Source organism: Streptomyces sp. NBC_00510 (genome assembly GCA_036013505.1).
In the GTDB taxonomy this organism is placed as follows: Bacteria; Actinomycetota; Actinomycetes; order Streptomycetales; family Streptomycetaceae; genus Actinacidiphila.
Genome location: CP107851.1, coordinates 5277820 through 5301404 on the forward strand (window position 1 = coordinate 5277820; position 23585 = coordinate 5301404).

Below are 23585 nucleotides of genomic sequence, written 5' to 3' on the forward strand. Positions count from 1 at the left end.
CCGTGATCAGGCCGTGTCGTACCGGGCGGGATTCCCCGCGGGGCGGCGAACGGGGGGCGTCGCGCGAGGGAACGGACGGTGTGACGGCGGCCTCCGCCGAAGGGGTGGCCGTGGGGGGCGGGGCGGGCGTGTGGGACGCGTGGTGGGGAAGACGGTCCGTATGCCGCACAGAGGCGTCGGAGCCGGGATCGTGGTGGGGCTGGCCGTGGGGATGGTGGCCGGTGCGGTGCCGCTCGGCGCGAGCTGGGGCGCCGAGGGGCTGGACGTGGGGCTGGCGACGGTGGCGATGTGGGCCGGGCTGCGGCTGGCGGCGCGGCGCGAGGGGCCGTGGTGGGTCGCCGGGCTGATGACGCTGGCCCTGGTGAGCGTGGGCGTCGTGGCGTACGGGGACGTGGGCGTGCCGCGGTACGCGGGGCTGGTGCCGGTCCCGGTGGTGGCGGCGCTGCTGGTGGTGGGCGGCGCCGGGTCCGTGTGGGCCCGGCGCCGCGAGATGGGCGGCGTGGTGGGTGCGGCGGCCGGGGCGGGCGCGCTGGTGGCCGCCGCGTGGCTGCCGGTGTGGGTGGCGGCCGCGATGTGGGCGGCGGCTCAAGCCGGTTCGACGTCACGGACCTCGCTGCCGACGAGGTAGTCATCGGGCTGCAGCGGCATCCGTACGCGTTCGGGGCTGTCCCAGTAGCGGGCGTTGGCCGCGGCGAAGCCGTCCTCGCCGTCGTAGGCGATCAGCCAGACGAACTGGCTGCGCTCGCGGTCCACCCAGGCCAGGCCGATCTCGAAGCCGTGGGCCCGGCGCAACGGCACGATCTCGGCGTGCCACAGGCCGAGCCAGGCGTCGAGCATCTCCGGCTTGATGGTGTACGTCCGCAGCTGTGTGGTCCTGGGCAATCCGGGGCTCCCTGGGTTCCTCGGGTCCTTGGGTTCCTTGGCTTCCTTGGCATCCTTGGCCCCCTTCGGTCACGCGGGCGCGTGCACGCGGACCTGCTGGGGGCGTACGACGCGGTCCCCCATGCGGTAGCCGTGCCGTACGACCTCCGCGACGTCGCCGGCGAGCTCCGGCCGGGGCGCGGGGACGGTGCCCACGGCCTCCTGGAGGGCGGGGTCGAAGCGCCCGGCGGTGACCGGGATGCGGGTCATGCCGTACTTCTCCAGGAGGGTGAGCAGCTCGGCCCCGACCGAGTCGCCGAAGCCGCCGTCGACGCCGAGGTGGCGGTCGATGCGGTCCAGGAGGAGGACGAGGTCGTACAGGAGCGGTTGCACCAGCCGGCCCTCGGCGGCCCTGCGGGTGTGGTCGAGCTCGGCGCGCAGTTCGTCCAGACCGCGCCGTCCCTCACGGTCGTTGAGCAGCCGGCGGCGGAACTGGTCGCCGAGCGCGGCCATTTCCTCGCGCAGGCCGTCGACGGCGTCGGCCACCACCGCCAGGGGGTCGGGCGCGGGCTCCTCCGCGGTCTGCGGTGCGGGGCCCGGGGAGGCGTCCTCCGGCGGCACTTGTGGCGGCGCGGGGGGCTGTGGGGGCACCTCCGGCAGGAGTGGCGGTGGCGGCACCACCGGCACGGCCGGCAGGGGCGGGACCTGCGGAGGCTGCGGAGGTAGCGGTGGCGGGGTGCTCATGCGCGGCTCCAGTACTGCTGCGGCGGGTTGAGGAGGTGCCGGGGGAGGGACGCGCGGGTGTGCCACCAGCGCGGTCGGAAGCCGATCCACGCGATGAGCGCGAGGGCGGCGAGCGCCACGAACCAGGCGTAGGGCCTGGCCGGTGTGAGCGGCACCACGACGGCCGGGACGAGGACCCAGAGCATGCTCTTGTGCCACCGCCAGGTCTTGCCCAGGGACTCGGCGGCGAGCCCCCGGTAGAACTCCAGCCGCCCCAGCAGGTCCGGATCGGCCGGGCGCACGGCCAGGCCCTGGTCGACGCAGTGCAGGATGCGCCGGGGGGCCTCCTCGGAGGCGACGACCAGCCTCCGGGTGACCGGGTGGGTGATCATCGAGCCCTCGGCACGCAGCGACCAGATGCGGCTGATCTGGTTGCGCAGCCCGGTGTGGCCGGGACTGTGCGCCAGGACCTTCTCGTACCAGGTCAGCGCCTCGTCGAAGCGCGAGGAGGCGTACAGGCCGTCACCGACGGCGAGTTCGGTCCCGAGGTCGCCCGGCGCCAGCTCGTCGGCCTTCATGTACCAGGTCAGGGCCGTGTGGTGGTCGCCGAGCGCGGTGTGGACGTTGCCGATCTGGAAGTGGTTCGCGGCGTCGTCCGGGTTCAACTGCAGCGCCCTGCGGTGCTCCTGCAGGGCGTCCTGGTACGCGCCGAGGTCCTGGTGGACGGCGCCCAGCAGCCGCCAGGCGTAGGCGTCGCGGTCGTCGTGGTGCACGGCCTGGCGGAGCTCGTACTCGGCGGCCTGCAGGTCGCCGTCCTCGATGTTGCGTTCGGCGATGCCCACCCAGTCGCGTACGGTGCCGCCGAGGGTCGGCTGTACGGCCTCCGGCTCCCGGGGCCCCGGCCCCTTCCTCCGGGACCGGGCCAGCCGCCGGTCGTACAGGGCGCGGGCGGAGGGGTCGGTGAGCGCCTTGCGGGCCTCCAGCACGCGCCGCACCTTGTCCTCGGCCTCGCGGCGCTTGTCGGCGGTGGGGGCCTTGCTCGCCTTCCCCGCCCAGCTGCGGTGCTCGCGGTCGAGCTTCCTGCCGATCTCCTCGGCGCTGTCGGCGGTGCCGATCCCGAACTCGGCGTAGTAGTCGGGCACGTCCGTCGTGGTCATGGGGCGTCGGCTCCCGCTCCGGTCAGAGGGCCGCGGTGCGGGACACGCGGTCGCTGAGTTCCTCGAGCTCCTCGGTGCCCAGGTTGTCCGGGCGCTCGACCTCGAACTCGCCGAGCCACTCGCCCGAGGTCAGGTCCTTGACCTCGACGTGGATGATGCCGTCCACGTCGTAGGCGTAGTACACCTCGAAGGGTGCGCCCTTGGGGTACGGCGGGATCTTGAGGGTGCTCTCGCCGACGACCTTCACGTAGTCCAGGTCCTCGCCCTCGCCCTCGGTGACCTGCACCCGCAGCGCGGTCTGGCGCTCCCGGACCGTGTAGAAGGTGTCGCTCTCCTTCGCGGGGACCGTGGTGTTGTGCGGGATGATCACCGCGTTGTACTCCGGTGAGCGGGGGGCGTCGTCGTGGACGGCGACCATGCCGAGCGACTGCGAGGTGACGTCCTTGATGGACTTCACCCTGCCCTTGGTGAGCCGGGCCAGGCCGTCGCCCGGGGCGGACTCCACGTGGGCGCCGCTGCCGATGTACTTCTTGCGCTCGGCGGCCTGTTCGGCGCGGACCTCGGCGTCCAGGGCGATCAGCGCGGCCCCCAGGGCCACCACCTCGTCCTGGCTGACCCCGCGTTCCGCGGTCCGCCCGGACAGCCGCTCCACCAGGGCCGGGACCTGCGGCATCCGCGTGGAACCGCCGACGAGCAGCACCTTGTCGACGTCGTCCCAGGTGAGTGCGGACTCCTCCAGGACGCCCTCGGTGAGGATGCGGGTGCGGTCCAGCAGTTCGGCGGTGAGCTCGTCGAACTTCTCGCGGGTGACGCGGATCTGCTCGTGCCGGCCGCCGGCCGAGAGCATGACGACCGCCTGCGGGGCGTTGGACAGGGTGCGCTTGGCGATCTCCGCCTTGTCGCGCAGTTCGGCGAGGGTGGCGGTGTCGTCGGTGAGGTCGGGGCCGCCGGCCGCCATGAAGGCGCCGTTGAGGTGCTCCATCAGCGCCCCGTCCCAGTCGAAGCCGCCGAGGTTGCGGTCGCCGTCGGTGGCGATGACGTCGTACTCGCCGTCCTCGACCTTCATCACGGTGACGTCGAAGGTGCCGCCGCCGAGGTCGTAGACGAGGACGGTGCCGACCCGCTCGTCCTCGTCCTGGTCGAGCCCGTACGCGAGGGCGGCCGCGGTCGGCTCGTTGACGATCCGCAGCACCTCCAGGCCGGCGATCCGGCCGGCGTCCTGGGTGGCCTTGCGGCGGGCGTCGTCGAAGTAGGCGGGGACGGTGATCACGGCGCGCTCGACGGGCTCGCCGAGCATCATCTCGGCGTCCTCCTTGAGCCGCTTGAGGATCAGCGCGGAGATCTCCTCGGGGCGGAAGGGGGTGCCGGACTCCGAGGTGTAGACGGGGGTGGGCTCGCCCATGTAGCGCTTGACGAACTGCACCACGTGGTCCGGGGCGGTGGCCGCGGAGCGTTTGGCCTGCGAGCCGACGACGACGACGTCGCCCTGGAACATCACCACGGACGGGGTGATGTTCTCGCCCTCGCGGTTGCGGACGATGGACGCGGTGCCGGTCCGGTCCGCCACCGCGACAGCGGAGTACGTCGTGCCCAGATCGATTCCCACAACCCGTGCCACAGCCGGGCACCTCCCCGTAGCCGTACGCCATCCGAATCTGCCGGAGCGTCAATCATGCAGCATGCAGGGGTGTTTCGGGGCGGGATCGACAGGGCCGCGGGGGCCCGCGGCGAGGGTCAGGCGCGGCCCATGGCGCGGGTCAGCGCGATCTCGACGACGACCCGGTCCGGGTTGGGGGCGGGGGTGCGGCCGTAGCGCTCGGCGTAGCGCCGTACCGCGTCGGCGACGGCGTCCGGGTCGGTGTTGATCCGGGCCACGCCCTCCAGCGTCGCCCACCGCCCCTTGTCGACCTGGCACACCGCGACCCGGGCCCCTTCGGGCCCGGCCGCCAGCACGTGGGCGACCTTCCGGCTCGCCTTGTTGGTGATCACGCGAGCCAGCCCCGCCTCGGGGTCGTACGTCACACCCACCGGCACGACGTGCGGGGAGCCGTCGGGCCGGTGGGTCGTGAGCGTGCTCATCAGGTACTCCCGCCAGAAGGCGAGGTAGGCGGGATCTGGTTCGCGTGGGTCGACCGTCATACCGGGAAGGATGTCACCCGGTCGGCGCCAGGGCGATGGAGCCCCACACCGGGAAGGACTCCGTCCCGTCGTCGAGGACGGCGGTCACCCGGTAGACGTGGGTCGTGCCCGTGGCCGGCGTGGTGTCGGTCCAGCTCGACGGCAGGGTGGGCAGGGGTGTGTCGTTGAGCTTCACGTAGGAGCGGGTGGTGTAGTCGAAGTCGTACACGTTGTAGCCGGTGATCCGGTCGCACACGGCGGCGTTCGAGCAGTACCAGTCCAGGAGCACCCCGCCGGTGGCCGTCACCGAGATGCTGTCCATCCGCAGCGCGAGGGTGCCCGGCGCCGGGTAGGGGGTGTCCACCATGTTGATCGGCGTGACGTCCAAGGTGGCGGCCACGGTGTCCACGGTCGCGTTGCCCGAGGTGTCGACGGCCACGACCAGGAAGCTCACGGGCTGGCTGCCGAGCGCCTTGACCAGGCGGTAGTGCGTGGTGCCCGCGGGGACCACGGCCGTGGTGTCCTTCTGGAAGTACGGCCGGCCGGTGTAGGCGTTCATCTCCCAGGAGCCGGTGTGGACCTCGTAGTGGTCGAGGTCGGCCGCCGTGCTGTCGTCCCAGTCGAGCTCGATGCCGTACTTCTCGGCCGTGCCGGTGAGGCCGGTGACGGCGGCCGGCGGGCCGGAGACCGCGGTCAGGGTGACCGAGGGCGCCTGGGCCCTGGCGGACTCGTTGCCGGAGGCGTCGACCGCGGTGACCGCGTAGGTGTACGTCCCGGCCGTGCCGCCGGGCCTCTGGTCGTTCAGGTACAGCTCGGTGGACGGGGCGCTGTTCGGGTCGAGCCGGACCCAGGCGCCGTCGGCGCCGGTGCGGCGGTACACGCGGTAGGACCGCAGGTCGGCGTCCTTGCCGGCGGCCCAGGTCACCTTCACGGCGCCGGTGGACTCGGAGTACGTCGCGGCGACCCCGGTCGGTACGGCCGGAGCGGTCCTGTCGGTGCTGGTGACCGCGACCAGGGCGGAGTCGGCCGAGGCGTGGCCCGCCTTGTCGACGGCCGTGACCTTGTAGACGTACCTCGCACCCGTGGGCGGCGGGGTGTCGGTGAATCGGGGCGAGGTCAGCAGGGCGGTGCCGCTGATCCTGGTCCAGGCGGTCGCGGTCGCGAGCCGGCGGTAGACGCGGTAGCCGGCCAGGTCCATCTCGGCGTTCTGGGACCAGGTCAGGCCGGCCTTGGCCGTGCTGCCGGAGTACGTGGCGCGCAGGCCGGCCGGGGCCAGCGGCTTGACCTTGTCGACGGAGGCCGACGTGCGGGGCGCGTAGCCGAACGTCACGTTGGCCTTGCCCCTGAAGGCGGCGAAGTCGACGCGGATGGTGTGCTTGCCCTTGGGGACGGTGAGGTTGACCGTCTTCTTCTGGGTCTTGCTCACGTCCTTCCAGAGGCTGATCTTGCGGTTGCCGTCGAGGTAGACGCGGACGCCGTCCTGCGCGGTGGTGGTGAAGCTGAACGGGCCGCCCGATCCGAAGTTCCTGGTCACCGACCAGCGGACGCCGAAGTTGTCCTTGGGCAGTGAGACGCCGGCCGGATCGCCCGAGCCGTAGTTCTCGCTGATCTTCGTGTCGCAGACGGTCTTCTTGGGGGTGCCCTTGAAGGCCGTGTTGGCGTAGTAGGTCGCCTTCCACACGTTGGTGCCGCAGGTGACGGCGGTGGTGGCGTGGGCCGGGACGGTGCCGGCGGTGGTGCCCCATGCAAGGGCGGTGGCGGCGACTACGGCCGCGGAATGGCGTATGGACATGTCAGTGGATCCCCTCCCCTGGGGGTTGATCTTGGCAGAGATGTGGAGGACTGCAAAGGCTTTCTGTGCCCGTCGCTGGCATTCACAGACTTGAGTGGAATAGACTCAACTTGTCTCACGCTGGAGAAGGCAGGTCCGAAACGGTTCGGAAGGACCAGAAGGAGGAGTACGCGGACGTGGACGCCGAGCTGACCAACAAGAGCCGCGAGGCCCTGAACGCCGCCAACACCAAGGCGGTCTCGGCCGGGCATGCGGACCTGACCCCCGTGCACCTGCTGCTGGCGCTGCTGGAGCAGCCGGAGAACGACAGCGTGCTGGACGTCCTCGCGGCCACCGGCGCGGACGCCGCAGCGGTGCGCTCCGGCGCCGAGCGGCTGCTGGGCGGACTGCCCAGCGTCCAGGGCAGCACGGTGGCGCCGCCGCAGGCGAACCGCGAACTGCTCGCCGTGATCGCCGACGCGGCGGGGCGGGCGAAGGAACTCGGGGACGCGTACGTGTCCACCGAGCACCTGCTCATCGGCATCGCCCTCAAGGGCGGAGCGGCCGGTGGGCTGCTGAAGGAGTACGGTGCGACCGGCAGCAGGCTGCAGGACGCCTTCGAGCAGATCAGGGGAGGTCAGCGCGTGACGACACCCGACCCCGAGGGCACGTACAAGGCGCTGGAGAAGTACGGCACGGACTTCACCGCGGCGGCCCGCGAGGGCAAGCTCGACCCGGTGATCGGCCGGGACAACGAGATCCGGCGCGTGGTGCAGGTGCTCTCCCGGCGCACCAAGAACAACCCGGTGCTCATCGGCGAGCCCGGCGTCGGCAAGACGGCCGTCGTCGAGGGCCTGGCCCAGCGCATCGTCAAGGGCGACGTGCCCGAGAGCCTGCGCAACAAGCGGCTGGTCGCCCTGGACCTGGGCGCGATGGTCGCGGGCGCCAAGTACCGCGGCGAGTTCGAGGAGCGGCTGAAGGCCGTGCTGGCGGAGATCAAGGCCAGCGACGGCCGGATCATCACCTTCATCGACGAGCTGCACACCGTCGTCGGCGCGGGCGCCGGCGGGGACTCCGCGATGGACGCGGGCAACATGCTCAAGCCGATGCTGGCCCGCGGCGAGCTGCGCATGGTCGGCGCGACCACCCTCGACGAGTACCGCGAGCGGATCGAGAAGGACCCGGCCCTGGAGCGCCGCTTCCAGCAGGTGCTGGTGGCCGAGCCCAGCGTCGAGGACACCATCGCGATCCTGCGCGGTCTCAAGGGACGCTACGAGGCGCACCACAAGGTGCAGATCGCCGACGCCGCCCTGGTCGCGGCCGCGACCCTCTCCGACCGCTACATCACCGCCCGCTTCCTGCCCGACAAGGCCATCGACCTGGTCGACGAGGCCGCCTCGCGGCTGCGCATGGAGATCGACTCCTCGCCGGTCGAGATCGACGAGCTGCAGCGCTCCGTCGACCGCCTCCGCATGGAGGAGATGGCGCTGGAGAAGGAGACCGACGAGGCCTCCAAGCAGCGTCTGGAGAAGCTGCGCAAGGACCTCGCCGACAAGGACGAGGAACTGCGCGGCCTCACCGCCCGCTGGCAGAAGGAGAAGGAGGGCCTGAACCGGGTCGGTGAGCTCAAGGAGCGTCTGGACGACCTGACCACCCGGATCGAGCGCGCCCAGCGCGACGGCGACTTCGAGGCCGCGTCCAAGCTGCTGTACGGCGAGAAGCCGAAGCTGGAGGCGGAGCTCGCCGAGGCCACCGAGGCCGAGGAGGTGGCCAAGCGGGGCACCATGGTCAAGGAGGAGGTCGGCCCGGACGACGTCGCCGATGTGGTCGCGGCCTGGACCGGCATCCCGGCCGGCCGCCTGATGGAGGGCGAGACGCAGAAGCTGCTGCGCATGGAGGAGGAGCTCGGCAAGCGCCTGATCGGCCAGGGCGAGGCCGTGCGCTCGGTGTCCGACGCGGTGCGCCGCTCCCGCTCCGGCATCGCCGACCCCGACCGCCCGACCGGTTCCTTCCTCTTCCTCGGCCCGACCGGTGTCGGCAAGACCGAGCTGGCCAAGGCACTGGCGGACTTCCTCTTCGACGACGAGCGGGCCATGGTCCGCATCGACATGAGCGAGTACGGCGAGAAGCACTCCGTCGCCCGCCTGGTCGGTGCCCCTCCCGGCTACGTCGGCTACGAGGAGGGTGGTCAGCTGACCGAGGCGGTGCGCCGCCGCCCGTACTCCGTGGTGCTGCTGGACGAGGTGGAGAAGGCCCACCCCGAGGTCTTCGACGTCCTGCTCCAGGTGCTCGACGACGGCCGGCTCACCGACGGTCAGGGCCGTACGGTCGACTTCCGCAACACCATCCTCATCCTCACCTCCAACCTCGGCAGCCAGTACCTGGTCGACCCGGTGCTCGGCGACGAGCAGAAGAGGGAGAGCGTGCTGGAGACGGTGCGGGCGTCGTTCAAGCCCGAGTTCCTCAACCGGCTCGACGACATCGTGGTCTTCAGCGCCCTGAACAAGGACGAGCTGCGCCGCATCGCCCGGCTGCAGACCGACCGCCTGGCGGCCCGGCTGCGCGACCGGCGGATCGCCCTCGACGTCACCGAGGAGGCCCTGGACTGGCTCGCCGAGGAGGGCAACGACCCCGCCTACGGCGCCCGTCCGCTGCGCCGGCTGGTGCAGACCGCCATCGGCGACCAGCTGGCCAGGGAGATCCTGGCCGGCGAGGTCAGGGACGGCGACACGGTGCGGGTCGAGCGGGTCGGCGACCGGCTGCTGGTGGGCGCGACCACCGGCAAGAGCCTCTGAGGCACCCCGGGAACGGCACGCGAACGGGGCTCGGCGGGCCGCGCTTGCACGGCGCGGCCCGCGGTGAGGGAGGATGGGTGTATCCGTACGAAGGGAACTGCAAGGTGAGCATCGACCCGTCCTCGATTCCGAATTTCGGGGGCCAGCCGGACCCCCAGCCCGGCCCTGCCGGGAACGTGGTCATTCCTGACCAGGATCTGGTCAAGCAGCTGCTGGAGCAGATGGAGCTCAAGTACGTCGTCGACGAGGAGGGCGACCTCGCCGCGCCGTGGGAGGAGTTCCGCACCTACTTCATGTTCCGCGGGGAGGAGGACCAGCAGATCTTCGCGGTCCGCACCTTCTACGACCGGCCGTACAGCATCGAGGACAAGCCTCAGCTGCACGAGGCGCTCGACGACTGGAACCGCCGCACCCTGTGGCCGAAGGTCTACACCCACACGCACGACGACGGCACGGTCCGTCTGATCGGCGAGGCCCAGATGCTGATCGGCCTCGGCGTCGGCCTGGAGCACTTCGTCTCCAGCACCGTCAGCTGGGTCCGGGCCTCCATCGAGTTCGAGAAGTGGATCCTCGAGGCCCTCGGGCTGGAGAAGGACGCGGAGTCCACGGACGACGACGGCGACGGCGAGGACTGAGCGCGCCCGCACGGGCGTACACGGACCGCACGAGGGCAGCCCCTCCAGCAGCCCGTCCGCCACGCGACCGCCGGTGAGCGGGCGTGCGCGGGCGGGCTGCCGTGCTCCGGTCCCGGTCCGAGGCGCGCCCTGACCGGCCCCGACCGGCCCCGACCCGCCCAGGGCCTCAGAGCCGGCGCAGCCGCTCCACGCTCTCCCGCAGCACGTCCTCGCGCTTGCAGAAGGCGAAGCGCACGAGGCTGCGGCCCTCCTCCGCGTCGTCGTAGAAGATCACGTTCGGCACCGCCACCACCCCGCAGCGCTCGGGCAGCGCCCGGCAGAACGCCAGGCCGTCCTTCTCGTCGAGCGGCCGGATGTCGGTGGTCACGAAGTACGTGCCCTCCGGGCGGAAGACCCTGAACCCGGCCGCCTCCAGGCCGTCGGAGAGCAGGTCCCGCTTGCGCCGCAGGTCCTCGCGGAAGTCCCGGTAGTAGGCGTCCGGCAGCCGGAGCGCCTCGGCCACGGCGTACTGGAACGGCCCCGCGCTCACGTACGTCAGGTACTGCTTGGCCGCGCGCACCGCGTCGACCAGGACGGGGGCGGCGGTCACCCAGCCGACCTTCCAGCCGGTGAACGAGAACGTCTTGCCCGCGCTCGAGATGGTGACCGTGCGGTCGCGCATCCCCGGGAAGGACGCGAGCGGCACGTGCTCCGTGCCGTACGTCAGGTGCTCGTAGACCTCGTCGGTGACCACGATCAGGTCGCGTTCGACGGCCAGCTCCGCGATCGCCGTCAGCTCCTGCCGGGTGAGGACCATGCCGGTCGGGTTGTGCGGGCTGTTGAGCAGCAGCAGCCGGGTCCGCGGGGTGACCGCCGCGCGCAGGGCGTCCAGGTCCGGGCGGAAGGTGGGCGCGCGCAGGGTGAGCGGGACGCGGCGGGCGCCGGCCATGGCGATGCAGGCGGCGTACGAGTCGTAGAAGGGCTCGAAGGCGATCACCTCGTCGCCCGGTTCCAGCAGCCCGAGCATGGCGGCCGCGATGGCCTCGGTGGCGCCCGCGGTGACCAGCACCTCGGTGTCGGGGTCGAAGCCGAGCCCGTGGAAGCGCAGCTGGTGCTCGGCGACGGCCCGGCGCAGTTCGGGCACGCCGGGCCCGGGCGGGTACTGGTTGCCGCGGCCGTCGCGCAGCGCGCGCACGGCGGCCTCGCGCACCTCCTCGGGGCCGTCGGTGTCCGGGAAGCCCTGGCCCAGGTTGATCGCACCGGTGCGGACGGCGAGGGCGGACATCTCGGCGAAGATCGTGGTCCCGAACTCGGCGAGTGCGCGGTTGAGCGGGGGTCGCGAGGAGGTCATGCCCGCCATCCTCCGCCGAACCTCTGGACTTCCTCAACTGACGTTCGGGGGATCAGCACCTGCGCCGGTGTCCGGAGCACAGCCCCTGAGCAGGGGCAGAGGCGTAGGCGACTGTCGTCATCTGTCGTCGCTCGCTACCGTCGGACGGCCCAGAGACGGCCCGGGAATCCACGCTCTCCGCCGCGTAGCTCTAGCCGGACGGGGACGGTTGCTGTCATCGGCTGTGGGCGGCCGTAATTCGCTTGACCTAGCCATGGCTCGACGCTGCACTGTGGCGGGCGCCATGAGCGTGGTGCCAGCATCCCGGGGAGGCAGCGGCAGCAATGAAGATCCGTCCCACGACCGACCAGGACCTCGACGTTTTCGTCGACACACTCCATGCCGCGTTCGGGCGCTTCCCGGAAACCCCGACCGAGGGCGGCGGCGGAGTCTGGTGGTCGGCGCTCGAAATGGACCGCAACCTGCTGGCCACGACGGCGGAGGGGCGGCCCGTCGGCACCGCGGGCGCGTACTCCTTCGAGCTCACCCTGCCCGGTGAGGCCATCGTCCCGGCCGCCGGGGTGAGCGCCGTCGGCGTCCTGCCTTCACACCGACGCCAAGGCGTGCTCAGCGCCATGATGCGGCATCAACTCACAGAGTTGCGGGACCGAGGGGAGTTCCTCTCCGTACTGCTGGCCTCCGAAGCCCCGATCTACGGCAGGTTCGGCTATGGACCGGCGACCTACACGGGGCGGCTGACAGTGCCGCGCCACAAGGCCGCCCTCGCCGTACCGCGTGCGCGCGGAACGGCCGACGCCACGGCGACCGGCTCAGTCGAGCTGCTGCGGCGAGCCGAGTGCCAAGAGATCCTGGAAGAGGTCTACGACCGGTACCGCCGCGCACAGCCCGGTGCGCTGTCCCGGCCGCACCGCTGGTGGGCTCTGGGCGCGGGGCAGCCCCCTGTCGCCCCGGCACCGCGCCACGTTGCCGTCCACCGCGACGCCGACGGCGTCCCGGATGGGTACGCCAGCTACTCCCTCGGCGAGTCCGAAACCTTGACGGTCGACGAGACCATTGCCACTACCGACACCGCCTTTACGGCCCTGGCTCGGTTCGTGCTCGGCCACGACCTGGTCACTGAGGTCGTGTTCAAGCACGTCACGCCCGATCACCCGTTGCGCTGGCAGTTTGCGGATTTCCGTGCCGGCCAGGCAGGCAACCACACCGACTGGCTCTGGGTGCGGTTGCTGGACGTCCCGCGTGCGCTGACCTCGCGCGGCTGGTTCACGGACGGCGAGCTCGTCCTCGACGTCGACGACCCGTTCCTCGGCGAGCATGGCCGGTACCTGCTGACCGTCCGGGACGGCAAGGCCGACTGCGTCCCCACGGACCAGGAGCCTGACCTGTCCCTGGACATAAGCGATCTGGGCTCGGTCTACCTCGGTGGTACCACCCCGAGCACCCTCGTGCGCGGCGGGCACATCCGGGCCCACCGCCCCGGCGCGGCCACCCTCGCCGACGCCCTCTTCCGCGCCGAGCGCCCCCCGCACTGCCTGCACTGGTTCTGACCGCACCTCGCGACATCTTGGTCACTTGACGTCGTTGACACCTGGGCGAGCACGACCGAGCGGGCGTTGGCGCGGCCGGACGCGGGCCGCGCGCCCGGCGGAGCGTGAGCGACGCCGGGTGTCTTGAGGAGCGCTACCGTGCCGTGGTCGATGTCGCGGCTGGGTGCGGACTGCGTCAGGGAGAAGTGTTCGGGCTTGCTGAGGGCGCGCTGGACTTCGTGGGCGCCCGTGAACACGGCATGCACGCTCTCCGGCACTTCTACGCCTCGGTACTCCTCGACTCCGGGGAGAGCGTGAAGGCCGTGAGCGAGTACATGGGACACGCTGACCCGGCGATGACCCTTCGCGTGTACGCGCACCTGATGCCCAACAGCCGCGAGCGATCCCGGCGGGCCGTTGACCGAGTCCTTGGGCCGCCTGACGATGAAGATCGCGGCCCCTAGACGGCCCAGTCGTCCACCCTTGGCCCCTGGTTCTGCTTCCGATGCAGACCAGGGGCCTTCCCGTACCCGGAAACCTCTGGACTTCCTCAACTTTGCTTTCGGCCGCGGACGGCGGGGGCATCACCGTCGCACAACGGAAAGCACGGAAAGCGGGGGTGGGAACGATGGGCGCGTTGGTCGTATTGCTCGTCTTCGGCGCGATAGTGGGGCTCGTCGTCGTGGCGGCGAGGAAGGGCGGCCGGCGGAAGGGCCGGCGGCGCTCGTACAGCTCCTCCGCCGGGGCCGGCTGGTGGGCGGGGGACGCGGGTTCCTCCGACGGGGGAGGCGGCGGCCACCACGGGGGAGGCCACCACTCCTGCGGCGGCGGGAGCTCGTGCGGCGGGGGGAGCAGCTCGTGCGGCGGCGGCGGGGGCTGCGGCGGCGGAAGCTGACGATACGAAATTGCGTATTGCCCGTGCCGAATCGCATATGCGCCCGGTGGGTTACTCACCCGTCGGGCGCATTTGTAGTGAACACCTGAACCCGTCCGGGCCCTTGCGGATGTAAAGGGGGTGGAGATGGGTAAAAACGCTGAAGGCGACGCGCCATTCATGATTGCGTATTCACCGACCCCTCGTGGGCACGAGCCGACGGACGTTCTCCCCCACAGGCGCGGGTCGGCGCGTCCTCTCCCCCCCATGCCCGTGACCTCCCCTCGCTTGCTCGCGATGTGCCTGCGGAGCCGACTTCATGCTCACCATGCTTCAGACCGCCTACACCGACACCCGCGCCGGCGACCTGGCCTGGTGTCTGGGGAAGGACGAGCTGCCGGCGCTCGCCGTGCTCGACCGCGAGCTACCGGGCGCCGGTTCCGGCGCGCCCGCGGCCCCCCGCGTCCAGGTCCAGCTGCGGCTGCTCGGTGCCTCCCACCAGGTCATCCTGGACTCGGCCCGCGGCCGCTGTTCGGAGACCGTCGCCTGCCTGCCGGGCACCAGCGCGCCGCTGCCGTTCGGTGTGGCACGGCGGATCGCCGGCTGGGACTACGAGTTCGCGGCGCGGATCGAGACGCTCTCCCGGGGGGGCTTCGCCGGGCGGGCGCAGGAGCTGCTCGCGCTGGTGGCCGATCACCCCAATGGCCTGGCGGGGACGTTCCCGGGTGATCCGCACGCCTTCACCGCGTTGCTCGTGCAGTACCGCGGCGGCAGCGTCCTGTGGCGCACCTGGCACGCGTACCCCCAGGAAGGACGCCTGGTGGCGACCCGTTCGACCCTCAGCGCGCAGCCGTGAGCGCGGTGGTACGCCCGTGGCCGGCACGGCGTCAACGCGCCGCCAAGTGCCACGAATTGCACCCCTGTGGGTGACGTGGACCGCCATATACCTGACATAGCGTGCAAGCATGATCGACCAGTCCACCTCCCGTACGGCCCGGGCCGCCCCGCGCGTCTGCAGACTGCGGCTCCCCGTCCCGGTGGCCGCGGCCAGGGCGCTGGTCCTGGCCGCGGTCTTCGTCTGCGCCGCCTGCGGCCTGGTGTACGAGCTCGAACTGGTCGCCCTCGCCTCGTACCTGGTCGGCGACTCCGTGACGCAGGCGTCGATCGTGCTGTCCGTGATGGTCTTCGCCATGGGCGTCGGCTCCCTGCTGGCCAAGCGGCTCAGCTGCGCGCCGGCGATCGGCTTCGCGGCCGTCGAGATCGTGCTGGCGCTGGTCGGCGGACTCTCGGTGATGGCGCTGTACGCCAGTTTCGCCTGGTTCGGCCAGTCCCGGCCCGCGATGGCGGTCTTCGCCTTCGCCATCGGCGTGCTCATCGGCGCCGAGATCCCGCTGCTGATGACGCTGATCCAGCGGGTCCGGCGGCAGGACGCGGGCGGTGCCGTCGCCGACCTCTTCGCCGCGGACTACGTGGGCGCCCTGGTCGGCGGTCTGGCCTTCCCCTTCCTCCTGCTGCCCTGTTACGGCCAGCTGACCGGGGCACTCGTCACGGGCGCGGTCAACGCCGTGGCGGGCGGCGCCACCGTGCTCTGGCTCTTCCGCAGTGACGTCACGCCACGTGCCCGGGCCCGGCTGATCGCCGCCAACGTCGTGGTCCTCGCGGTGCTGGCGGGGGCGGCCTGGGCCGCCGGGCCGTTCGAGCGGGCGGCCCGGCAGGCGGTGTACGGCGGCGACGTGCGGCTCGCCGAGCAGACCGGCGTCCAGGAGGTCGTGCTCACCTCGGCTCCGTTGCAGCTCTTCCTCGACGGCCGGCTGCGGGTCCGCGGCCGGGACGAGTACCGGTACCACGAGGCGCTGGTGCACCCCGCCATGGCGGGCCGGCACCGCCGGGTGCTGATCCTCGGCGGCGGCGACGGGCTCGCGCTGCGCGAGGTGCTGCGCTACCGGGGGGTCGGCTCGGTGACCCTGGTCGACCCCGACGCCCGGCTCGTCGCCCTGGCGCGGGACGACCCCGCGCTGGCCCGCCTCAACCGGCACGCCTACCGCGACCCCCGGGTCGAGGTGGCCGCCGCGGACGTCTTCGACTGGCTGCGGCAGGAGGGGCCGCCGCGACCGCCGGGCGGGTACGACGTCGTGCTCGCCGACCTCCCCGACCCGGGGATCTCGCGCAGCGCGAAGCTGTACTCGCAGGAGTTCTACGGGCTGGCCGGGCGCGCGCTCGCCCCGGGCGGGCGGCTCGCGGTGCACGCGGGAGCGCCCGGCGCCGCCCGGCGCGGCTTCTGGACCGTCGACGCGACGGTACGGGCGTCCGGGCTGCGCACCGCCGACTACTGGATCGGCACCGGCCGCGGGGACGAGGACTGGGGCTTCGTCCTCGCCGCCCGGCACCGCGCCCCGGTCCCGCGCCTGCCCGCGGACGTGCCGCGGCTGCGGTCGCTGTCCCCCGCCGCGCTCGCCTCGGCGGTCCGGCGGGCCGCGCGGTCCCCGCTGCGGGACCTGCCCCCGTCGACGCTGATGCATCCGCGCTCCGGGTGAGGGCGAACCGGCGGTGAATCGGCACCGAAGCGCCGCCCGGCGGATTAGGCTCGCGGCATGGAGCCGCATGAGGTGTTCGTTCCGTTTCCGGCCGAAACCATTCGCCGGTCCCTCGCCGACCTGGAGCGCGTGGCGCGCTGCGTGCCCGGCCTCCAGCGGGACGCCGGCGCCGAGGAGGGGCTCGCCGGCCGGCTGAGGCTCCGGATCGGCGGCTCGACCATCACCTACCGCGGCTCGCTGCGACTGGTCCCGCGCGGCGGCGGGCTGGCCGTCGAGGGCGAGGCGGTGGAGTCGCGCGGCGCGGGCACGGTCAAGCTGGCGCTGGAGCTCGGCGTGGACGCCGTGTCGGGCGGCGCCCTGCTGACCTTCACCGGCACCGTGCAGGCCGACGGGCGGCTCGGCGAGTACGAGGAGGCGACGGTCACCTCCGCCGGCCACCGCCTGCTGGACCGTTTCGTCGCCGCGCTCACCTCCGACCTGGAGGAGGAGGCCCCGGCCGGGGCGCCCGAACCGGCCGCGGAGGACGCCGGTGCCGAGGACCTCGCCGACGACCTGCCCGCGCAGCTCGACGAGTTCGCCGGGCACGACGCGCAGGAGCTGCGTGAGCTGGAGGAACTCCCCGAGCCGGAGGACGCGGACGACGTGGAGGCCGTCGGCGAGGTGCTGCCCGGAGCGGAGGCGGTGGCCAGGGTCCCCGAGGACCCGGCCGGGATCGACCTGCCCGCGGAGGCCGCGCACGCCCGCCGCACCCTGATCGGCCGCAGCGCCGAGGAGGTCGACCACGCCCCGCCGCGCGGCCGCTACGCCCCGGTGCCCGCACCGCAGAGCGGCGCCGCGGCCGCCTCGCTGCGCCGTTACGCGCCGGCCGCGGCGGCGCTGCTGCTGTCGGCCGTGGTCGCGGGGCGGGTGCTGCGGCGGCGCAGGCGCTCGTTCCCGTAGGGTCTGTGCCGTGGCCACGGATGAGACCCCTGACGGGCGAGACGACGAGCACGCAGTCCAACTCGAAGCCGGACCGGCGCGGCTGACGATCCTTCCGGATCTCGGCTGCCGTGTCGGCTCGCTGACCGTCGGCGGCGTCGAGCTGCTGCGGCAGGGCCCCAACTTCGGGTCCTTCCCGATGGTCCCGTGGTGCGGCCGCACCCGGGACGGGCAGTTCCGCAACGGCGGGGTGCTGCACCAGATGCCGCGGGACGCGGGCCCGCACGCCATCCACGGCACCGGCCGGCACGTCGCCTGGCAGGAGGCCCCGGGCGCCACCGGCACCAGCGCCTGCTTCTACTACGACCTGGCCGAGCCCTGGCCGTACAAGGGCCGGGTCAGCCAGCGCTTCGAGCTGTCCGAGGACCGCCTGGACCTCACGATGAGCGTGGAGACCACGGACGACTCCTTCCCGGCCCAGGCCGGCTGGCACCCCTGGTTCCTGCGCAACCTCGGCCGGGGCGGGCAGGACGCCCTGATCGACTTCACCCCCGGCTGGATGGAGGAGCGCGGCGAGGACCACCTGCCCACCGGCCACCGGGTGGAGCCGGGGCCCCGCCCGTGGGACGACTGCTTCGGCATGCCGGACGGTGTGGACGTCACCCTGACGTGGCCGGGCGAGCTGCGGCTGCGGATCACCAGCCCCGCCGAGTGGGTCGTCGTCTACGACGAACAGCCCCCGGCCATCTGCGTGGAGCCCCAGTCGGGCCCCCCGAACGGGCTGAACACCGCGCCGCGTCTGGTCACCCCGATCGACCCCCTGGAGATGCGCGCCACCTGGGCCTGGGAGCCGCTGGGCTAGGCTCGTGGCCATGAGCGACGCGCGTGATGCCCTGCTGCAGCAGATCAAGGACAAGGCCGTGGTGCACGGCAAGGTGACCCTCTCCTCGGGTCTCGAGGCCGACTACTACATCGACCTGCGCCGGATCACGCTGGACGCCGAAGCCGCTCCGCTGGTGGGTCAGGTGATGCTCGACGCCACCGCCGACCTGGACTTCGACGCCGTCGGCGGCCTCACCCTCGGCGCCGACCCGGTCGCCACCTCGATGCTGCACGCCGCCGCGGCCCGCGGCCGCCGGCTGGACGCCTTCGTGGTGCGCAAGGCGCAGAAGGCGCACGGCATGCAGCGCCGCATCGAGGGGCCGGACATCAAGGGCCGCCGGGTGCTGGTGGTCGAGGACACCTCGACCACCGGCGGCTCGCCGCTGACCGCGGTGGAGGCCGCGCGCGAGGCCGGCGCCGAGGTCGTGGCCGTCGCCGTGATCGTCGAGCGGGGCGCCGCCGGGGCCATCGCGGAGGCCGGTCTCCCGTACGTCCGCGCCTTCGGTCTGGACGATCTCGGCCTGGGCTGATTGGCCGTCTGACCTGCGCTTTCCCTCAGGGGTGAAGGGTTTCACGTGAAACCCTTCACCCCTGAGGTATGTCCGTGCTGCGCAGTGTGTGGAGCTCTCGCGCAAGTCTGCCAAGATGGGGGCGACGATGACGTCGATCCCAGGTCAGGGTCACTCACCGAACAACCCGCACATCACAAGGAGCGGACAGATGCCCATCGCAACCCCCGAGATCTACAACGAGATGCTCGACCGGGCGAAGGCCGGCAAGTTCGCCTACCCGGCCATCAACGTGACCTCGACCCAGACCCTGCACGCCGCGCTGCGCGGCTTCGCGGAGGCGGAGAGCGACGGCATCGTCCAGATCTCGACGGGCGGCGCCGAGTTCCTCGGTGGCCAGTACAAGAAGGACATGGTCACCGGTTCGGTGGCGCTGGCCGAGTTCGCGCACGTCGTCGCCGAGAAGTACCCCGTCAACATCGCGCTGCACACCGACCACTGCCCGAAGGACAAGCTGGACGGCTACGTGCGCCCGCTGCTGGCGGTCTCCCAGGAGCGCGTGGCGGCCGGCCGCAACCCGCTGTTCCAGTCGCACATGTGGGACGGCTCCGCCGAGACCCTCGACCACAACCTCGCCATCGCCCAGGAGCTGCTGGCCGAGGCCGTCAAGGCGAAGATCATCCTCGAGGTGGAGATCACCCCCACCGGCGGCGAGGAGGACGGCGTCACCCACGAGATCAACGACAAGCTGTACACCACGGTCGAGGACGCCATCCGCACCGCCGAGGCGCTGGGCCTGGGCGAGAAGGGCCGGTACCTGCTCGCCGCCTCCTTCGGCAACGTCCACGGCGTCTACAAGCCGGGCAACGTCGTGCTCCGTCCCGAGCTGCTGAAGGAGCTCGCGGAGGGTGTGGCCGCCAAGTTCGGCAAGCAGGACCCGTTCAACTTCGTCTTCCACGGCGGCTCCGGCTCCACCAAGGAGGAGATCGCCACCGCGCTGGAGAACGGCGTGGTCAAGATGAACATCGACACCGACACGCAGTACGCCTTCACCCGCCCGGTCGCGGACCACGTGCTCCGCAACTACGACGGTGTGCTGAAGATCGACGGCGAGGTCGGCGACAAGAAGACCTACGACCCGCGCAGCTGGGGCAAGCTGGCCGAGGCCGGCATGGCCGCCCGCGTCCTCGAGGCCTGCCAGGACCTGCGCTCCGCCGGCACCAAGCTCAAGTAACCGCCCCGCACGGCGGTACGCACCGGGCCTGGCCCTTCCACGCGGAGGGCCGGGCCCCGGCCATACTGGAACCCATGGCCATTCACGAGAACCTGCTCGGGGGACCGCCCCCGACGAACCTGCCCGACGACCCCGAGCCGCGCGAGCTGCTCGCCTCGGGAGCGGCCCCCTCCGAGGTCGCCGCCAAGTACCCGGTGTCCTCCCTGGCCTGGGCGCAGCTCGCGGACGACGCCTTCGAGGGCGGCCGGGTCGTCGAGTCGTACGCCTACGCCCGCACCGGTTACCACCGAGGCCTGGACGCGCTGCGCCGCAACGGCTGGAAGGGCCACGGCCCGGTGCCCTGGGAGCACGAGCCCAACCGCGGCTTCCTGCGGGCCCTGCACGCCCTGGCGCGCGCCGCCCAGGCGATCGGCGAGCAGGAGGAGTACGAGCGCTGCAGCACCTTCCTGCGGGACTCCTCCCAGACCGCCGCCGACACCCTCGGCTGAGCCACCGCCCCGCCGCTGACCACGGCATCCACCCCCGACCTGTCCGGCGCGCGCGCCGGGCAGGTCTTGCCGTAGCGTGCTGTGACCACGCATGATGCCCGTTGGGCCCGGCGCCGGTAGAGCGCGGGCCCGAGGGGACCGGGGTCCCGCCGCGACGGCGCGCGGGACAGACCGCTACCCGGTAGCTCGTATCCACGGAGACACCGATGTCCCACCGCCCCGACGTTTCCCAGGCGGCCCCCGAGGCCCCGAACCTGGACTTCGAAGGGACCACCCCGTACGAGGACTACGTCCAGGCCGACGTCCTCACCCATCTGCAGCACCCCCGCTCCGACGACCCCGGCGAAATGGTCTTCCTGGTGACCACCCAGGTCATGGAGCTGTGGTTCACCGTCATCGTGCACGAGTGGGAGACCGCCTCCCGTGCGCTCGCGGCCGACGACCTGCCCACCGCGCTGGCCGCGCTCAAGCGCAGCACCTACGAACTGCAGTCGCTCAACGCCTCGTGGGAGCCGATCGCCCACCTCACCCCGGCGCAGTTCAACGCCTACCGCGCCGCCCTCGGCGAGGGCTCGGGCTTCCAGTCGGCGATGTACCGGCGCATGGAGTTCCTGCTCGGCGAGAAGTCCGCGTCGATGCTGGTCCCGCACCGCGGCGCGCCGCGGGTGCACGACGAGCTGCAGAAGGCGCTGCACGAACCCAGCCTCTACGACGAGGTGCTGCGGCTGCTGGCCCGCCGCGGCCACGACGTCCCGCAGCGCGACGACCTCTCGCAGCGCTACGAGGCCGACCCGGCCGTCGAGCGGGCCTGGCAGGCCGTCTACTCCGGTGACCAGGAGGGCGAACTCGTCCGGCTGGGCGAGGCGCTGACCGAGGTGGCCGAGCTGGTGTGGCGCTGGCGCAACGACCACCTGGTGGCGACCCGCCGCGCGATGGGCGCCAAGACCGGCACCGGAGGCTCCGCCGGGGTCTCCTGGCTGGAGAAGCGCGCGACCAAGAACGTGTTCCCCGAGCTCTGGACGGCCCGCAGCCATGTCTGACGCGATGAAGCCCACCGAGTCCCCGGCGGCGCGGGCCGCCCGCCTCGACACCGCCGACGAGCTGGCCAAGCTCCGCGACCGTTTCGTGCTGGACGACGTGATCTACCTGGACGGCAACTCGCTGGGCGCACTGCCCGCCGGGGTGCAGGACCGGATGGCGGACGTGGTCGCGCGCGAGTGGGGGCAGTTGCGCATCCGCTCCTGGACCGAGAGCGGCTGGTGGACGGCACCGGAGCGGATCGGCGACCGCATCGGCGCGCTCATAGGCGCCGCCCCCGGCCAGGTCGTGGCCGGCGACTCCACCAGCGTCAACGTCTTCAAGGCCGTGGTCGGCGCCGTCCGGATGGCCCAGCAGACCGATCCCGCCCGTGACGAGGTGCTGGTCGACGCCGCCACCTTCCCCACGGACGGGTACATCGCGGAGTCCGCCGCCCGTATGACCGGGTGCGCGATCCGCGCGGTCGACGCCGCGGAGGTCGCCGCCGCGGCGGGCCCGCGCACCGCCGTCGCGCTGGTCAACCACGTGGACTACCGCACCGGCCGGCTGCACGACCTGCCGGCCACCACCGCCGCCGTGCACGCGGCCGGCGCCCTGGTGGTCTGGGACCTGTGCCACACGGCCGGGGCCCTGCCGGTCGGCCTGGACGAGCACGGCGTGGACCTGGCCGTCGGCTGCACGTACAAGTACCTCAACGGCGGCCCCGGCGCGCCAGCGTACCTGTACGTCCGCCGTGACCTGCAGCCGCGCTTCGACTCCCCGCTCCCCGGCTGGAACTCCCACCGCGACCCGTTCGCGATGGAGGCCGCCTACCGGCCCGCCGACGGCAGCGTCCGCGGCCGGGTCGGAACCCCGGAGATCCTGTCGCTGCTGGCGCTGGACACGGCCCTCGACGTCTGGGACGGCGTGTCCCTGGACGCCGTGCGGGCCAAGAGCCTCGCCCTCACCGACTTCTTCCTGGAGTGCGTCGCGGCGTACGTGCCGGAAGGCGCCGTACGGTCGGTCACCCCGGCCGCGCACGCCGAGCGGGGCAGCCAGGTCGCGCTGCGCTGTTCCGGCGCGGGCGCGGTGATGGGGGAGCTGATCGCCAGGGGCGTCGTCGGCGACTTCCGCGAGCCGGATATCCTCCGCTTCGGATTCACCCCGCTGTACACACGCTTCGCGGACGCCGAGCGGGCGGCGCGGGTGCTGGCCCAGGTCCTGGAAGGGACGCGGTAACGCATGTCCGATCCCACCTCGTCGAGCGACACCATTCCGGCAGGCGCCGACGGCCGCGCCGACGCGGTGGGGCCCCGGTCCGCTCCGCGGGACCCCGCGGAGCGGGCCGCGGCCGAGGAGTCGTCCGCGTTCTCGCACGCCCCCGTCCCCCCGGACGCCACGGCCGCCTACGGCGACCACCCGGACCAGGTCGTGGACTTCTACCGTCCGCGGCCCGGAGCGGGCGGCACACGGCCGGGGCCGCTGGTCGTGCTGCTGCACGGCGGCGCCTGGCGGGCGCCGTACGACAGGACGCACGTCTCACCGCTCGCGGACCTGCTCGCCCGGCACGGCTTCGCGGTGGCCTCGGTGGAGTACCGCCGGGGCAACGGCGGTACGGTCGCGGGCCGCTGGCCGGACACCTTCGACGACGTGGCGGCCGCCACCGACGCCGTCGCGGCGCTGGCCGTGGCCGCCCTGGGCGAGGACACCGTCGACGTCCGGCGGATCGTGCTCACCGGTCACTCGGCCGGCGGCCACCTCGCGCTGTGGGCGGCCGCCCGGCACGTGCTGCCGGCCGGGTCGCGCTGGCACCGCCCCGGCGCGCCCACGCTGCGCGGCGTCGTGGCGCTCGCGCCCATCGCCGACTTCGAGGCCGCCGTGGAGCGCGACGTGTGCTCCGGGGCGGTCGCCGAACTGCTGGGCGGGCCCGAACTGCTCGCCGAGCGCCGCGCGGAGACCGACCCGGCCGCGCTGCTGCCCACCGGCATCCCCGTGACCGTCGTGCACGGCGACCGTGACGAGGTCGTACCGCCGCAGGTCGCGGAGGCCTTCGCGGCGGCATCGGCGAAGGCGGGGGAGGAGGTCCAGCTGACCTTGCTGGCGGGCGTGGGCCACTTCCCGGTGATCGACCCGGCGGCGGACGCGGCGGCCGTGGTCGCCGAGGAGATCGCCCAGCTCGCCTGGTGAGGCGCGTCCTCCTGCGGGAGGTCCTA

At 72.6% G+C, this 23585-nt stretch carries 21 protein-coding genes and 1 pseudogene; 15 read left to right on the forward strand and 7 right to left on the reverse strand.

What is annotated here, in order from left to right; genetic code table 11:
• Positions 1-160: 160 nt before the first annotated feature.
• Positions 161-628: a hypothetical protein gene (locus tag OG937_23805; protein ID WUD74503.1), complete on the forward strand. Its 468-nt coding sequence runs from the start codon at positions 161-163 to the stop codon at positions 626-628.
• Here the strand turns inward: OG937_23805 and OG937_23810 are convergent.
• The 6 genes from OG937_23810 to OG937_23835 all read right to left on the reverse strand — a co-directional run bounded on the left by OG937_23810 (position 586) and on the right by OG937_23835 (position 6651).
• The gene (locus OG937_23810) at positions 586-882 is read right to left on the reverse strand and encodes an NIPSNAP family protein (GenBank protein WUD74504.1); all 297 of its coding nucleotides are present in this window, start codon (positions 880-882) and stop codon (positions 586-588) included. The two genes, OG937_23805 and OG937_23810, sit on opposite strands and share 43 nt — an antisense overlap.
• 69 nt (positions 883-951) lie before the next feature.
• Complete coding sequence (gene grpE, locus OG937_23815) at positions 952-1605, reverse strand: nucleotide exchange factor GrpE (GenBank protein WUD74505.1); 654 nt, start codon at positions 1603-1605, stop codon at positions 952-954.
• Complete coding sequence (locus OG937_23820; GenBank protein WUD74506.1) at positions 1602-2741, reverse strand: tetratricopeptide repeat protein; 1140 nt, start codon at positions 2739-2741, stop codon at positions 1602-1604. Before OG937_23820 ends, grpE begins: the two co-directional genes overlap by 4 nt.
• A 22-nt stretch (positions 2742-2763) precedes the next feature.
• Positions 2764-4359 carry an Hsp70 family protein gene (locus OG937_23825; protein WUD74507.1) on the reverse strand — a complete coding sequence of 532 codons (1596 nt, stop codon included), beginning with the start codon at positions 4357-4359 and terminating at the stop codon, positions 2764-2766.
• A 116-nt stretch (positions 4360-4475) separates the two neighbouring features.
• Positions 4476-4880 (reverse strand): TIGR03618 family F420-dependent PPOX class oxidoreductase, encoded by a 405-nt coding sequence (locus tag OG937_23830; protein ID WUD74508.1) that lies wholly within the window; start codon positions 4878-4880, stop codon positions 4476-4478.
• Between the two features lie 13 nt (positions 4881-4893).
• Complete coding sequence (locus OG937_23835) at positions 4894-6651, reverse strand: PA14 domain-containing protein (protein ID WUD74509.1); 1758 nt, start codon at positions 6649-6651, stop codon at positions 4894-4896.
• A gap of 176 nt (positions 6652-6827) precedes the next feature.
• Between OG937_23835 and clpB the strand changes: the two genes are divergently transcribed.
• Positions 6828-9425 (forward strand): ATP-dependent chaperone ClpB, encoded by a 2598-nt coding sequence (gene clpB, locus OG937_23840; GenBank protein WUD74510.1) that lies wholly within the window; start codon positions 6828-6830, stop codon positions 9423-9425.
• Between the two features lie 104 nt (positions 9426-9529).
• Positions 9530-10060 carry a YbjN domain-containing protein gene (locus OG937_23845; protein ID WUD74511.1) on the forward strand — a complete coding sequence of 177 codons (531 nt, stop codon included), beginning with the start codon at positions 9530-9532 and terminating at the stop codon, positions 10058-10060.
• A 166-nt stretch (positions 10061-10226) separates the two neighbouring features.
• On the opposite strand, the gene OG937_23850 is transcribed toward OG937_23845, so the two are convergent.
• Entirely contained in the window at positions 10227-11390 is a 1164-nt protein-coding gene (locus tag OG937_23850) for a pyridoxal phosphate-dependent aminotransferase (protein ID WUD74512.1), read from the reverse strand.
• A 323-nt stretch (positions 11391-11713) separates the two neighbouring features.
• Between OG937_23850 and OG937_23855 the strand changes: the two genes are divergently transcribed.
• The 12 genes and pseudogenes from OG937_23855 (at position 11714) to OG937_23910 (ending at position 23559) form a co-directional block, all read left to right on the forward strand.
• A complete protein-coding gene (locus OG937_23855) occupies positions 11714-12937 on the forward strand; it encodes a GNAT family N-acetyltransferase (GenBank protein ID WUD74513.1) in 1224 nt (407 codons plus the stop codon).
• A gap of 122 nt (positions 12938-13059) precedes the next feature.
• Positions 13060-13380: pseudogene (locus OG937_23860) on the forward strand (tyrosine-type recombinase/integrase).
• A gap of 729 nt (positions 13381-14109) precedes the next feature.
• A complete protein-coding gene (locus OG937_23865; GenBank protein WUD74514.1) occupies positions 14110-14646 on the forward strand; it encodes a DUF2617 family protein in 537 nt (178 codons plus the stop codon).
• A gap of 109 nt (positions 14647-14755) precedes the next feature.
• A complete protein-coding gene (locus OG937_23870) occupies positions 14756-16324 on the forward strand; it encodes a polyamine aminopropyltransferase (GenBank protein WUD74515.1) in 1569 nt (522 codons plus the stop codon).
• 57 nt (positions 16325-16381) lie between these two features.
• Complete coding sequence (locus OG937_23875) at positions 16382-17263, forward strand: SRPBCC domain-containing protein (GenBank protein WUD74516.1); 882 nt, start codon at positions 16382-16384, stop codon at positions 17261-17263.
• 10 nt (positions 17264-17273) lie between these two features.
• Positions 17274-18104, forward strand: a complete 831-nt coding sequence (locus tag OG937_23880; protein ID WUD74517.1) for an aldose 1-epimerase — start codon at positions 17274-17276, stop codon at positions 18102-18104.
• A 10-nt stretch (positions 18105-18114) separates the two neighbouring features.
• Positions 18115-18654 carry an orotate phosphoribosyltransferase gene (gene pyrE / locus OG937_23885; protein WUD74518.1) on the forward strand — a complete coding sequence of 180 codons (540 nt, stop codon included), beginning with the start codon at positions 18115-18117 and terminating at the stop codon, positions 18652-18654.
• Positions 18655-18844: 190 nt separating this feature from the next.
• Positions 18845-19867, forward strand: coding sequence for a class II fructose-bisphosphate aldolase (fbaA, locus tag OG937_23890; GenBank protein ID WUD74519.1), 1023 nt, complete (start codon positions 18845-18847; stop codon positions 19865-19867).
• Positions 19868-19941: 74 nt separating this feature from the next.
• Complete coding sequence (locus OG937_23895; GenBank protein ID WUD74520.1) at positions 19942-20355, forward strand: DUF3151 domain-containing protein; 414 nt, start codon at positions 19942-19944, stop codon at positions 20353-20355.
• Between the two features lie 206 nt (positions 20356-20561).
• The gene (locus tag OG937_23900; protein ID WUD74521.1) at positions 20562-21395 is read left to right on the forward strand and encodes a tryptophan 2,3-dioxygenase family protein; all 834 of its coding nucleotides are present in this window, start codon (positions 20562-20564) and stop codon (positions 21393-21395) included.
• Positions 21388-22611, forward strand: a complete 1224-nt coding sequence (gene kynU, locus OG937_23905; protein WUD74522.1) for a kynureninase — start codon at positions 21388-21390, stop codon at positions 22609-22611. Before OG937_23900 ends, kynU begins: the two co-directional genes overlap by 8 nt.
• A 3-nt stretch (positions 22612-22614) precedes the next feature.
• Positions 22615-23559, forward strand: coding sequence for an alpha/beta hydrolase (locus tag OG937_23910; GenBank protein WUD74523.1), 945 nt, complete (start codon positions 22615-22617; stop codon positions 23557-23559).
• Positions 23560-23585 lie beyond the last annotated feature (26 nt).